At 68.7% G+C, this 12807-nt stretch carries 13 protein-coding genes; 9 read left to right on the forward strand and 4 right to left on the reverse strand.

Annotated features, from left to right (window positions below; all coding sequences use genetic code 11):
* Positions 1 to 9: 9 nt before the first annotated feature.
* From coaBC to KF780_10580, 4 genes are read left to right on the forward strand one after another with little or no spacing between them, the layout of a single operon-like run.
* The gene (coaBC, locus tag KF780_10565) at positions 10 to 1230 is read left to right on the forward strand and encodes a bifunctional phosphopantothenoylcysteine decarboxylase/phosphopantothenate--cysteine ligase CoaBC (GenBank protein ID MBX3562240.1); all 1221 of its coding nucleotides are present in this window, start codon (positions 10 to 12) and stop codon (positions 1228 to 1230) included.
* Positions 1231 to 2070 carry a DoxX family protein gene (locus tag KF780_10570; protein ID MBX3562241.1) on the forward strand — a complete coding sequence of 280 codons (840 nt, stop codon included), beginning with the start codon at positions 1231 to 1233 and terminating at the stop codon, positions 2068 to 2070. It begins immediately after the preceding gene.
* The gene (dut, locus tag KF780_10575; GenBank protein MBX3562242.1) at positions 2067 to 2504 is read left to right on the forward strand and encodes a dUTP diphosphatase; all 438 of its coding nucleotides are present in this window, start codon (positions 2067 to 2069) and stop codon (positions 2502 to 2504) included. The genes KF780_10570 and dut overlap by 4 nt, the downstream gene beginning before the upstream one ends.
* Positions 2501 to 3262 carry a HesA/MoeB/ThiF family protein gene (locus tag KF780_10580; protein ID MBX3562243.1) on the forward strand — a complete coding sequence of 254 codons (762 nt, stop codon included), beginning with the start codon at positions 2501 to 2503 and terminating at the stop codon, positions 3260 to 3262. The genes dut and KF780_10580 overlap by 4 nt, the downstream gene beginning before the upstream one ends.
* Here KF780_10580 and KF780_10585 read toward each other — a convergent pair.
* From KF780_10585 to plsY, 4 genes are all read right to left on the reverse strand, one after another.
* Positions 3253 to 3735 carry an FKBP-type peptidyl-prolyl cis-trans isomerase gene (locus KF780_10585; protein ID MBX3562244.1) on the reverse strand — a complete coding sequence of 161 codons (483 nt, stop codon included), beginning with the start codon at positions 3733 to 3735 and terminating at the stop codon, positions 3253 to 3255. The two genes, KF780_10580 and KF780_10585, sit on opposite strands and share 10 nt — an antisense overlap.
* On the reverse strand, positions 3732 to 6272 hold the full coding sequence (gene topA / locus KF780_10590; GenBank protein ID MBX3562245.1) for a type I DNA topoisomerase: 2541 nt from the start codon (positions 6270 to 6272) through the stop codon (positions 3732 to 3734). The genes KF780_10585 and topA overlap by 4 nt, the downstream gene beginning before the upstream one ends.
* An 81-nt stretch (positions 6273 to 6353) precedes the next feature.
* A complete protein-coding gene (gene dprA / locus KF780_10595; GenBank protein ID MBX3562246.1) occupies positions 6354 to 7442 on the reverse strand; it encodes a DNA-processing protein DprA in 1089 nt (362 codons plus the stop codon).
* A gap of 1 nt (position 7443) precedes the next feature.
* Positions 7444 to 8016 (reverse strand): glycerol-3-phosphate 1-O-acyltransferase PlsY, encoded by a 573-nt coding sequence (gene plsY, locus KF780_10600; protein MBX3562247.1) that lies wholly within the window; start codon positions 8014 to 8016, stop codon positions 7444 to 7446.
* A gap of 127 nt (positions 8017 to 8143) precedes the next feature.
* Between plsY and KF780_10605 the strand changes: the two genes are divergently transcribed.
* The 5 genes from KF780_10605 to nrdR all read left to right on the forward strand — a co-directional run bounded on the left by KF780_10605 (position 8144) and on the right by nrdR (position 12795).
* Positions 8144 to 8941, forward strand: a complete 798-nt coding sequence (locus KF780_10605; protein ID MBX3562248.1) for a glutamate racemase — start codon at positions 8144 to 8146, stop codon at positions 8939 to 8941.
* Between the two features lie 86 nt (positions 8942 to 9027).
* Positions 9028 to 10242: a 5-aminolevulinate synthase gene (gene hemA / locus KF780_10610; GenBank protein MBX3562249.1), complete on the forward strand. Its 1215-nt coding sequence runs from the start codon at positions 9028 to 9030 to the stop codon at positions 10240 to 10242.
* A 319-nt stretch (positions 10243 to 10561) separates the two neighbouring features.
* Positions 10562 to 11020 (forward strand): ribose 5-phosphate isomerase B, encoded by a 459-nt coding sequence (rpiB, locus tag KF780_10615; GenBank protein MBX3562250.1) that lies wholly within the window; start codon positions 10562 to 10564, stop codon positions 11018 to 11020.
* A complete protein-coding gene (locus KF780_10620) occupies positions 11017 to 12333 on the forward strand; it encodes a serine hydroxymethyltransferase (GenBank protein MBX3562251.1) in 1317 nt (438 codons plus the stop codon). The genes rpiB and KF780_10620 overlap by 4 nt, the downstream gene beginning before the upstream one ends.
* Positions 12334 to 12795: a transcriptional regulator NrdR gene (nrdR, locus tag KF780_10625; GenBank protein MBX3562252.1), complete on the forward strand. Its 462-nt coding sequence runs from the start codon at positions 12334 to 12336 to the stop codon at positions 12793 to 12795.
* Positions 12796 to 12807 lie beyond the last annotated feature (12 nt).

Genomic DNA, 12807 nt, shown 5'->3' on the forward strand with positions numbered 1-12807 from the left:
CGAACACCGATGCACGGCAAGAAAATCCTCCTGATCGTCGGCGGCGGGATCGCGGCCTACAAGGCGTGCGAGCTGGTGCGGCTGATCCGCAAGGCGGGCGGCAGCGTACGCTGCGTGCTGACGAAGGGCGGCGCGCAGTTCGTGACGCCGATGACGTTGGCGGCGCTTTCGGAGCAACAGGTGTTCACCGACCTGTTCGACCTCAAGGACGAGGCCGAGATGGGTCATATCCAGCTCAGCCGCGAGGCGGATCTCGTGGTCGTCGCGCCGGCCACCGCCGATCTGCTCGCGAAGATGGCCGCGGGCATTGCCGACGATCTCGCCACCACCTTGCTCCTCGCTACCGACAAGCGGGTGATCGCCGCGCCGGCGATGAACGTACGGATGTGGGAGCATGCGGCGACGCGGCGAAACGTCGCGCAGCTCCGCGCCTACGGCGTCACCGTGTTGGAACCCGACGAGGGTGAGATGGCGTGCGGCGAATATGGGCCGGGGCGGCTGCCCGAACCGGAGGCGATCCTGGCGGCGATCGGACACGAGCTTGGCGCGCCCGATCCGCTCGCCGACCAACCCGATTTCGCGCCGGATGCGCCGCTGGCCGGGCGCCACGTCATCGTCACCGCCGGGCCGACGCACGAGCCGATCGATCCGGTGCGCGTGCTCGCCAATCGGTCCTCCGGAAAGCAGGGTTTCGCGATCGCCGGCGCGCTGGCCGCGCTCGGGGCGCGCGTCACCCTGGTCGCGGGACCGGTGCACCAGCCAACGCCGTCGGGCGTGGCGCGGGTCGATGTCGAGACGGCGCGCGAGATGGCCGAAGCGGTCGGGGCCGCCCTCCCTGCCGATGCCGCCGTCATGGTCGCCGCCGTCGCGGACTGGCGGGTCGAGCCGGTCGCGACCAAGATCAAGAAGGGGCCGGACGGCCCGCCCGGCCTGCCGCTCGTCGAAAATCCCGACATTCTCGCCGAACTCGCCGTGTCGCCCCGGCGCCCGCGCCTTCTGATCGGCTTCGCGGCGGAAACCGACAATGTCGTCGGCAACGCGCGGGCGAAGCGGGAGCGCAAGGGGGCGGACTGGATCCTCGCCAACGACGTCTCGGGAGACGTGATGGGGAGCGCCGACAACCGGGTCCACTTGGTCACCGCCGAAGGCGTCGAGGACTGGGCCGAGGCGCCCAAGACCGAAATCGCCCGCAAGCTCGCGCAGAGGATCGCCGTCGCACTGGAGGACTAGATGCGGCACGATTGGTTGTTCCTAACGCCGGCGACGCGCTTCGGCGATCATGCTCTGCTGGCGTTGCGCTGGCTCACCGGCGCCTTCCTCGTCTGGGAAATGTGGTTCAACATTTCGAACCCGGCAACGATGGCGCGGGTCGTCGACTATTTCGCCGCCAACGGGTTCGCCTGGCCGCACTTTTTCGGACCGCTTTCGGCCTGGGCACAGTTCCTGATCGGCATCGCGCTGATCCTCGGCCTCGCCACGCGCTGGGCGGGGCTGGCGCTCGCCTTCAATTTCGTCGTCGGCATGGTCATGGTCCATCTCGACGACACGTTCCGCCAGCAATGGCCGGCGCTGGCGCTGTTGTTCACCGGACTGCTGCTCGCCGCCTGGGGCGGCGGACGTTATGCGCTGGACGCCCGGATGAACTGGCCGCCGTTGCTGCTCTCCCGCCTTGAAAGGCTGCGGGACGTCGCGCTGCTCGCGCTGCGACTGGTGACCGGCACCTTTCTTGTCCACGGCGTCTGGGACAACATCACCTCCGCCGAACGTATGCGCGAGTTCGCTGACTTCCTGGCTGCGCACGGTTTCGCCTGGCCGCATCTGATGGCGCCGCTTTCGGTTTACGCGCAGCTGTTCATCGGTATCGCGCTGATCGCCGGCTTGGCGACGCGCTGGATCGGCCTGCTGCTCGCGTTCAACTTCGTCATCGCCGTGACGATGGTGCATTGGGAGCAGGGTTTCCGCGACTGGTGGCCGGCGATCGTGCTGGTCGCGTTCGGTTTCCTCTTCGCAACCATCGGGGCGGGGCGCTATGCAGCGGACAACCTGCTGGAGCGACGAACCGCCACATGATCCAAATCGAACTCAAGCGCCTGCCCCATGGCGAGGGCCTGCCCCTCCCCGCTTACGCCACCGCCCATGCCGCCGGCATGGATGTCGTCGCGGCAGAGGACGTGACGCTCGCGCCCGGCGCGCGCCATGCGGTCGCCACCGGCTTCGCCATCGCCATCCCCGAAGGCTATGAGGTGCAGGTGCGCCCGCGCTCCGGCCTCGCGCTGAAGCACGGCATCACCTGCCTCAACACGCCCGGCACGATCGATGCCGACTATCGCGGCGAAGTGAAGGTGATCCTCGCCAATCTCGGCGCCGCGTCGTTCGAGGTGGCGCGCGGCGAGCGGATCGCGCAGCTCGTGCCGGCGGCGGTCACGCAGGCGGCGTTCGCGGAGGTCGCGGAGCTGAGTGAGACGGCGCGGGGCAGCGGGGGCTTCGGCTCGACGGGGCGATGAGCCTCACCGACGCCCAGCTCGATCGCTATGCCCGGCACATCGTGCTGCGGGAGATCGGCGGCGCCGGGCAGGTGAAGCTGCTCGCCGCGTCGGTCGCGGTGATCGGCGCGGGCGGGGTCGGATCGCCGGCCATCCAATATCTCGCCACCGCCGGGATCGGGCGGCTGCGGGTGATCGACGACGATGCGGTCAGCCTCGACAATCTCCAGCGCCAGGTGCTGTTCGGCACCGGCGACGTGGGACGCGGCAAGGCCGAGGTGGCCGGCGAGGCGGTGGCGCGGCTCAATCCCGACACACGCTTCGTGGGGGTGGCGGCGCGGCTGACGGCGGACAATGTAGCCGAGCTGATCGGCGAGGTCGATCTGGTCCTCGACGGCTGCGACAATTTCGCTACCCGGCTGGCCGTGTCCGACCATTGCACCGCCGCGCGCATCCCGCTTGTTTCGGCCGCGATCGGGCGCTTCCAGGCGCAGGTCGGCACCTTTCGGGGTTGGGAAGCGGACCGGCCCTGTTATCGCTGCTTCGTCGGCGATGCCTTTGACGCCGACGATTGCGACACCTGCGCCGAGCTGGGCGTGCTCGGCGCGATGGCGGGGATCGCCGGCAGTTTCGCGACGATGGAGGCGATCCGCGCGCTCGTCGGCTTCGGCGACGACGCGGCGGGCAAGCTCCACATCTTCGATGGGCTCAAGCCCGCGATGCGCACCGTGCGGATCGCGAAGGATCCGGCTTGCCGGGGTTGTTCCGGTCAGGGCTGAGCGGCGATCGCGATCAGCTCGATGGTGAACAGCAAGGTCGCGCCGGCGGGGATCGGGCCACGGCCGGTCGGGCCGTAGGCGAGCGTGTAGGGGATGGCGAATTCGTAGCGGTCGCCCACCGCCATCAGCGGCACGCCGTCCTGCCAGCCGCGGATCAGGCGTTGCAGCGGGAAGGTGGCCGGCTCGCCGCGCGCGACCGAGCTGTCGAACTCGGTGCCGTCGATGAAGGTGCCGACATAATGGATCGTCACCGTATCCTCGACAGTGGGGCGAGGGCCCGCGGCGGTACCACTGATCTTGCGATAGCGCACTCCGCTCACCGTCCGGCGCCAGCCCTCGGCGGGGTCGAGCCGGTTGAGATACTGGAAATGCCAGTCGGCATTGGCCGGGTTCGGCGCCGGCGCCGGCTCCTGCGCGATCACGCCGGCCGGGATGGCCGCGAGCGAAGCGGCGACGAACATGGACCTGATCATTTCTTCCCCCTTGCCGGCGCCTTCTTCGCGCCCGTCTTCTTTGCAGGCGTCTTCTTCGCGGGCGCCTTGCGGCCCCGTCCTTTGGCCGGCCCCTTGGCGGCGCGATCGTCGATGAGCTGCGCCGCCTCCTCCAGCGTGAGCTGATCGGGCGCCAGCGTCTTGGGCAGGGTCGCATTGGTGGTGCCGTCGGTCACATAGGGACCGAAGCGCCCTTCCATCAGCCTGATCTCCGCCTCGGTGCGCGGATGCGGCCCGAGCACCTTCAGCGGCTCGCGCGAGCCGCGCGCCCGGCCGCCGCCATTGGCCGCGTCGGCGAGCTTGGCGACCGCCGCGTTCATGCCGACCTCGAACACCTCGGCGGTCGAGCCCAGCTTCGCATATTTGCCGTCATGGGCGAGATAGGGGCCGTAGCGGCCGATGCTTGCGGTGATCGGCTTGCCCGTCTCGGGATGATCGCCCACGGCGCGCGGCAGCGACAGGAATTTGAGCGCGATCTCCAGATCGGCCTCCGCCGCCGGCACGTCCTTGGGCAGCGAGGCGCGCTTCGCCTCCTTGCCCTCGCCGAGCTGGAAATAGGGGCCGAAACGGCCGGAGCGGAGCGTGACATCCTCACCCGTCTCCGGATCCTGCCCCAGCACCTGCGGGCCGCTGTCCGCCCCGGCTTGATCGCCCTGGCCGAAGCGGCGAGTGAACTTGCACTCCGGATAATTGGAGCAGGCGACGAAGGCGCCGAAACGACCGCCGCGCAGCCCCAGCCGGCCGGTGCCGCAAAGCGGACAGAGGCGCGGATCGGACCCGTTGTCCTTGTCCGGAAACAGATAGGGCGAGAGAAATTCGTCGAGCGCGGCGGTGATCTCGGAAGGCTTGCTCTCCATAACCTCGCCGGTCTTCGGCTTAAAATCGCGCCAGAAGGCCTCGAGCACCTGCTGCCATTGCGCCCGCCCGCCGGAAATGTCGTCCAGCTCGTCCTCGAGATGGGCGGTGAAATCATAGGAGACGTAACGCTCGAAGAAGCGCTCCAGGAAGGCCGTCACCAGCCGACCGCTCTCCTCCGGGAAGAAGCGGTTCTTCTCCAGCCGGACATAGTCGCGGTCCTTCAGCGTCTGGAGGATCGAGGCGTAGGTGGAGGGCCGTCCGATGCCGAGCTCCTCCATCTTCTTGACCAGCGAGGCTTCGGAGTAGCGCGGCGGCGGCTGGGTGAAATGCTGCTCGGCGGCGACGCCCTTCTTCGCCGGCACGTCGCCGTCCTTCAGGCGCGGCAGGCGGCGGCTGTCCTCGTCCTCCGCGTCATCCCTGCCCTCTTCGTAGAGCGCGAGGAAGCCGGGGAAGATCACGACCTGGCCGGTGGCGCGCAGCGCGTGCTGGCCGGTGCCGTCGGTCAGCTCGGCGGTGGTACGCTCCAGCCGGGCCGAAGCCATCTGGCTGGCCAGCGCGCGTTTCCAAATCAGATCGTAGAGCCGGGCATGATCGCCCGAGCCGGCGCGCTCGCGGGAGAAATCGGTCGGGCGGATCGCCTCGTGCGCTTCCTGCGCATTCTTCGCCTTGGTTTCGTAATGACGCGGCTTGTCCGGCACGTAGCCGGCGTCGTAGCGATCGGCGACCGCGCGGCGGGCGGCGGAAATCGCTTCCTGCGCCATTTGCACGCCATCGGTCCGCATATAGGTGATCGCGCCGTCCTCGTAGAGATTCTGGGCGAGCCGCATCGTGATGCTGGCCGACAGGCCGAGCTTGCGCGCCGCCTCCTGCTGCAGGGTCGAGGTGGTGAAGGGCGGCGGCGGGTTGCGGGTGAGCGGCTTGGTCTCGACCGAGGCGACGGTGAACCGCCCTTCCTCAACGGCCTTCCTGGCGGCCAGCGCGGTGCCTTCATCGCCGATCGTCAGGCGATCGATCTTCTCGCTCTTGTAGCGGACCAGCCGGGCGAGGAATTCCGTGCCGTCCGCCTCCAGCGTGGCGGTGACCGACCAATATTCCTGCGGGCGGAACAGCTCGATCTCGCGCTCGCGATCGACGATCAGGCGCAACGCCACGGACTGGACCCGCCCCGCCGACTTAGCGCCGGGCAGCTTGCGCCACAGCACCGGCGAAAGGGTGAAGCCGACCAGATAATCGAGCGCGCGGCGGGCGCGATAGGCGTCGATCAGATTCTCGTCGAGCGCGCGTGGGTGCGCCATCGCCTCGGTCACGGCGGATTTGGTGATCGCGTTGAACGTCACCCGCTCGACATGGGCGGGCAACGCCTTCTTCTTCGCCAGCACCTCCTGCACGTGCCAGGAAATCGCCTCGCCCTCGCGATCCGGATCGGTGGCGAGGATCAGCGCGTCGGCCTTCTTCGCCTCGTCGGCGATGGCCTTCAACTGCTTCGCCTTGTCCGCATAGGGCTCCCATTCCATCGCGAAGCCGGCGTCGGGATCGACCGACCCGTCCTTCGGCGGCAGATCGCGGACATGGCCGTAGGAGGCGAGCACCCGATAGCCGCCGCCCAGATACTTCTCGATGGTTTTCGCCTTGGCGGGCGATTCGACGACGACCAGCTTCATGGAGAGAAAAGACCCCTTACGCGTACGCGCATAGGTGAGGAGCGGGGTGGCGCTCCGTCAAGCCTCTCCTCACGGGAAAGGCTAAGCGAGACTGACCCGCCCTCCCGCGTGCCGCTCCAGCCGGCCGGCCAGTTCCAGCTCCAGCAGCACGGTCTGTACCTCGGCGGGTGAGCGGCCGGACTGGCGGATCAATTCGTCCACCGGCACCGGGGTCGGCCCGAGCAGGTCGGCGACGGTGCGGCGGGTGACCTCGTCGGCGTCGGCGGAGGCCGCCGGAGCGGCATAATCCTGCTTGCGCTGGCGGAAGGGGCGCGGGTGGATCGGGCTCAGCGCCTCGATCACGTCCTCGGCAGTCTGGACCAGGGTCGCGCCCTCGCGGATCAGCAGGTTGCAGCCCTGCGCGCGCGGATCGAGCGGGGAGCCGGGGACCGCCATCACCTCGCGGCCGAATTCGGCGGCGAGCCGGGCGGTGATCAGCGAGCCGGACTTGGGCGCGGCCTCGACCACCACCGTCCCCTGCGCCAGCCCGGCGATGATCCGGTTGCGATAGGGGAAGTGGCGGGCGCGCGGCTCGATGCCGGGCGGCTGCTCGGCGAGCAGCAGGCCGCGCTCGGCGATCGCGCGCTGCCGCTCCTCATTCTCGGGCGGGTAGAAGATGTCGATGCCGCCGGCGATCACCGCGATCGTGCCGGTCGCCAGCGATCCGTCATGCGCGGCCGTGTCGATGCCGCGCGCCAGGCCGGAGACGACCGCCTGCCCCGCCTCGCCCAGCGCGCCGGCGAGCTGGCGGGCAAAGCGGCAGGCCGCGGCTGACGCGTTGCGCGCGCCGACCATGGCGACGGCGGGCCTATCCAGGAGCGTGGTGTCGCCCTTCGCGATCAAGGCGGGCGGCGCGGTTTCCAGCTCGGCGAGCAGCGCCGGATAGGCGGGCTGGCCGAGGAACAAGTGCCGCGCGCCCAGCCGCTCGGCCGTTTCGATTTCGCGCTCGGCCTGACCGGCGGGGGCGAGCTTCGGCGCGCGGCCGCCGCCGCGCGCGGCGAGATCGGGGATGGCGTCGATCGCCGCCTGCGCCGAACCGAAGCGGGCGAGGAGCTGGAAATAGGTGATCGGCCCGATATTGTCGGACCGGATCAGGCGCAGCCGGGCGACGGCGTCGCGCGGCGCCGGCATCTCAGCCCCGCGCCTTTCCGACCCTGGGCTCCGTCCCATCGATCAGGCGGGCGATATTGGCGCGATGCGTCCACAGGATGAGCAGGGCGAAGCCCAGGAACAGGATGGTGAGATCGAGCCGGCCCAGAACGAAAGTTGCGACAGGCGCGGCGAGGGCCCCGCTCATCCCGCCGACCGAGGAGCGGCGGCTGACGGCCAGCGCGAGCAGCCACACCGCCACCACGATCAAGGCCGCCGGCCAGAGCAGGGCCGCGACGATGCCGATCATCGTCGCCACGCCCTTGCCGCCCCTGAAGCGCAGCCAGACCGGATAGAGATGGCCGAGAAAGGCGGCGATGCCCGCCACCCCGCCCAGATTGGCATCCGGCCAGATCGCCTGCGCGATCAGCACGGCGGCGGCGCCCTTCGCGGCATCGAGGATGAGGGTCACGGCGGCCAGCCCCTTGCGGCCGGTGCGCAGCACGTTGGTCGCGCCGATATTGCCCGACCCGATGTCGCGCACGTCGCCCAGTCCGGCGAAGCGGGTGAGGAGGAGGCCGAACGGGATCGAGCCCAGGACATAGCCGAGCAGCAAGGCGAAAAGCGGCGGCTGAACTATTTCCCAAGTAATCACATCATCCCCCGGACAGTCATGCCTAAGCAATGGCCCGGGCGGGCGCAACCGGTTTGCCCGCCGCCGCCGCGCCCGCTACATCGCCGCGATGGACACCGCGCGGCCTCTCCTCATCTTCGATTCCGGAGTTGGCGGACTGTCGGTGCTGAAGGAGGTGCGCGCGCTGCTGCCGGACGCGCCGACCGTTTATGCGGCGGACAGCGCCGGCTATCCCTATGGCACGAAGAGCGCGGCCGAGATCGCGGCGCGGGTGCCGGCCCTGCTGGGGCGGCTGGCGGAGCGTTACGATCCCGCGCTGATCGTCATCGCCTGCAACACCGCCTCCACGATCGCGCTCGACGCGGTGCGCGCCGCGCTCGATCTGCCGATCGTCGGCACCGTGCCGGCGATCAAGCCGGCGGCGGTATTGACGAAGACGCGCGTCATCGGCGTACTCGGGACCGACGCGACCATCGTCCAGCCCTATGTCGACAGGCTCGCCGCCGAATTCGCGGCGGATTGCACGGTGGTGCGCCACGGATCGGCCGAACTGGTCGATCTCGCGGAGGCCAAGCTGCGCGGCGCCCCACCCGACCGCGAGGCCTATCGCCGTGTGTTGGACGGACTGCTGTCGCGCCCCGATGGCGAGCGGATCGACACGATCGTGCTGGCCTGCACCCATTTCCCGCTGGTCGTGAAGGAGCTGACCGCCGCCGCACCGCGCCCGCTCGCCTTCGTGGACGGCAATGCCGGCATCGCCCGGCAGACCGCCCGGCTGGCGGACGGCATGGAATGGCCCGGCGGGCCGGGCGAAGGCATCGCCGTCTTCACCGGCGATCCGGCGCGTGCGGCGGCCTATCGCGACGGCCTCGTCCGCTTCGGATTGAACCGGATCGAGGCGCTCTAGGTTCCCTAAGTAGTTGCGAACCGTTCTCACTGGCCTTCCGGTGGAGAAATCCGCTATTGGCGGGCCGAGCAACGGGGACGAGAGTCTTGGATTATCAGCGCATCTTCGCGGAGGCGATCGAACGGCTGCATGCCGAGGGCCGCTACCGCGTGTTCATCGACATCCTGAGGAACAAAGGCGCCTTCCCCAACGCGCGCTGCTTCCATCACCATAACGGGCCGAAGCCGATCACGGTGTGGTGCTCCAACGATTATCTGTGCATGGGCCAGCATCCGGACGTGACCGGGGCGATGGAGGAGGCGCTGCACGATGTCGGCGCCGGCTCCGGCGGCACGCGCAATATCGGCGGCAACACCCATTATCATGTCGAGCTGGAGGCCGAGCTGGCCGACCTGCACGGCAAGGAATCGGCCCTGCTCTTCACCTCGGGCTATATATCGAACGAGGCGGCGCTCTCGACGATCGGCAAGATCCTGCCCGGCTGCATCATCTTCTCCGATGCGCTCAATCACGCCTCGATGATCGCGGGCATCCGCAATTCGGGCTGCGAGAAGCAGGTGTTCCGGCACAACGACCTGGCGCATCTGGAAGAGCTGCTGGCCGCCGCACCCGCCGACGCGCCCAAGCTGATCGCGTTCGAGAGCGTTTATTCGATGGACGGCGACATCGCGCCGATCGCGGAAATCTGCGACCTCGCCGACAAGTACAAGGCGCTCACCTATCTCGACGAGGTCCACGCGGTCGGCATGTACGGCGCGCGCGGCGGTGGCATTTCCGAACGCGACGGCGTGGCGCACCGCCTCACCATTATCGAAGGCACGCTCGGCAAGGCGTTCGGCGTGATGGGCGGCTATATCGCGGCGGACCGGAACATCGTCGACGTGGTGCGCTCCTATGCGCCCGGCTTCATCTTTACGACCTCGCTCTCGCCGGTTCTGGTCGCCGGCGCGCTGGCGAGCGTGCGCTACCTCAAGAGCTCGTCGGTCGAGCGCGACGCGCAGCAGGCCAATGCCGCGAAGCTGAAGGCGATCTTCGCCGAGGCGAGGCTGCCGGTCATGCCGTCCGTCACCCATATCGTGCCGCTGCTGGTCGGCGATCCGGTGAAGGCGAAGCGGATCAGCGACATCCTGCTCGCCGAATATGGCGTCTATGTGCAGCCGATCAATTATCCGACCGTCCCGCGCGGCACCGAGCGGCTGCGCTTCACCCCCGGCCCCGCGCACAGCGAAGAAATGATGCGCGATCTCGCCTCGGCGCTGGTCGAGATCTGGGATCGGCTGGAGATATCGCTCGCCGCCTGAGCGGGGTCGACGATCGCCCGTGCAGCGCCGAACAGGCGATTCCGTGTCTCGGAAGTTGACTAAGTTGACGCTACGTCGGGAGTGAGTCCCCCTTCGCCAAGGATATTCACGACACAACAAGCGGGAGGGGCAAGGCGGGGAATGGTGGGTCATGGCGCCGAGTCGCGGCGATCCTGACAATGCAAATCCTACATTCCAAGGGCCGGATCGAAGAAACCGCGCCTGTCGAACCTGAAGCACCCCGGGTGACGATTGGTTGTGGCGAATCCCGCGCGCCTCCCCTAGGGGATGTGCGTCACTCCATCTGCAGGGATTCAGCATGGCCGAGCGCATCGCCATCGCTTCCGATCATGCCGCCATCGAGCTGAAGGCCGCGCTTGTCGCCTGGCTGCGCGAGAGCGGCCGCGACGTGACCGATCTCGGGCCCGAAGGCGTCGAATCGGTCGATTATCCCGATTACGGCTACAAGCTCGCCGAGGAGCTCGCCGCCGGCCGCGCCGATTTCGGCATCGCCCTGTGCGGCTCCGGCATCGGCATCTCGATCGCCGCGAACCGCCATCCCGCCTGCCGCTGCGCCCGGGTCGACGAACCGCTCTCCGCCCGCCTCGCGCGCGAGCATAACGACGCCAACGCCATCGCCATGGGCGCGCGGCTGATCGGCATCGAAATGGCCAAGGCCTGCGTCGAGGCCTTCCTCGCCGAGCCATTCCAAGGCGGGCGCCACCAGCGCCGCGTCGAGAAGCTCACCCACCCGTCCTTCACCCGGGAGTCCGCATGACCACGAACGCCGCCAACGATCTCCACGGGGTTCAGCCGTACGGATTCTTCACCCGGGGCCTCGCCGACGCCGATCCGGCGGTGTTCGCCGGCGTGCGCCACGAGCTGGACCGCGAGCAGAACCAGATCGAGCTGATCGCGTCGGAGAATATCGTTTCCAGGGCGGTGCTGGAGGCGCAGGGCTCGGTCTTCACCAACAAATATGCGGAGGGCTATCCGGGCCGCCGCTATTATCAGGGCTGCCACCCGTCCGACGAGGTCGAGACGCTGGCGATCGAGCGGGCGAAGGAATTGTTCGGCTGCGGCTTCGCCAATGTGCAGCCCCATAGCGGCGCGCAGGCGAACGGCGCGGTGATGCTGGCGCTGACCAAGCCGGGCGACACGATCATGGGCCTCAGCCTCGACGCGGGCGGGCACCTGACCCACGGCGCGAAGCCCGCCATGTCCGGCAAATGGTTCAACGCCGTCCAATATGGCGTGCGCGCCGACGATCACCTCATCGACTATGACGAGGTCGAGGCGCTGGCCAGGGAAAGCCGGCCGACGCTGATCATCGCCGGCGGCTCGGCCTATCCGCGCCACATCGATTTCGCGCGCTTCCGCGCCATCGCGGACGAGGTCGGGGCCCTCTTCATGGTCGACATGGCCCATTTCGCAGGGCTGGTCGCGGCGGGCGAGCACCCCTCCCCGTTCGGCCACGCCCATGTCGTCACCACCACCACGCACAAGACCCTGCGCGGCCCGCGCGGCGGCATGGTGCTGACCGATGACGAGGCGATCGCCAAAAAGATCAATTCGGCGGTCTTCCCCGGCCTGCAGGGCGGCCCGCTGATGCATGTGATCGCCGCCAAGGCGGTCGCGTTCGGCGAGGCGCTCCAGCCCGAGTTCAAGACCTACGCCAAGGCCGTGATCGCCAATGCCAAGGCGCTGGCCAGCCGTTTGAAGGAGCGCGGCGCCGATCTCGTCTCGGGCGGCACCGACACGCATCTGGCGCTGGTCGATCTGAGGCCCATCGGCGTCACCGGCAAGGACGCCGACGAGGCGCTGGAGCGGGCCGGCATCACCTGCAACAAGAACGGCGTGCCCAACGACCCGCTGCCCCCGGTCAAGACCAGCGGCATCCGGGTGGGCTCCCCCGCCGGCACGACGCGGGGCTTCGGCGTCGCCGAATTCCGCGACATCGCCGACATGATCGCCGACGTGCTCGATGGCCTGAAGGCCAACGGGCATGAGGGCAATGGCGCGGTCGAGGCCGAGGTGAACCGGCGAGTGCGCGGTCTGTGCGCGCGTTTCCCGATCTACCAGGATCTGTAGTTGCGCTGCCCGTTCTGCGCCCATGAGAACAGCCAGGTGAAGGACAGCCGTCCGACCGAGGACGGCTCGTCCATCCGCCGCCGCCGCCAGTGCGAGGACTGCGGCGCGCGCTTCACCACGTTCGAGCGGGTGCAGTTGCGCGAACTCACCGTGCTCAAGTCCGAGGACAAGCGCGAGCCGTTCGACCGCGCCAAGCTGGAGCGCTCGATCGCCATCGCCTGCCGCAAGCGCCCGGTGCCCGGCGAGCGGATCGAACGACTCGCCTCCTCGATCCAGCGCCAGATCGAGACGAGCGGCGAGAGCGAAATGCCCTCGGCGCGGATCGGCGAGATGGTGATGGAGGCGCTGCAGGCGCTCGACCCGGTCGCCTATATCCGCTTTGCCTCCGTCTACAAGGACTTCCGCGAAGCCAAGGATTTCGAGGATTTCGCGGGGACCGTGAGCGAGGCGGGGAAAGAATAATCCTCTCTTCCG

It is taken from the genome of Sphingomonas sp., from assembly GCA_019635535.1.
Classification (GTDB): Bacteria; Pseudomonadota; Alphaproteobacteria; order Sphingomonadales; family Sphingomonadaceae; genus Allosphingosinicella.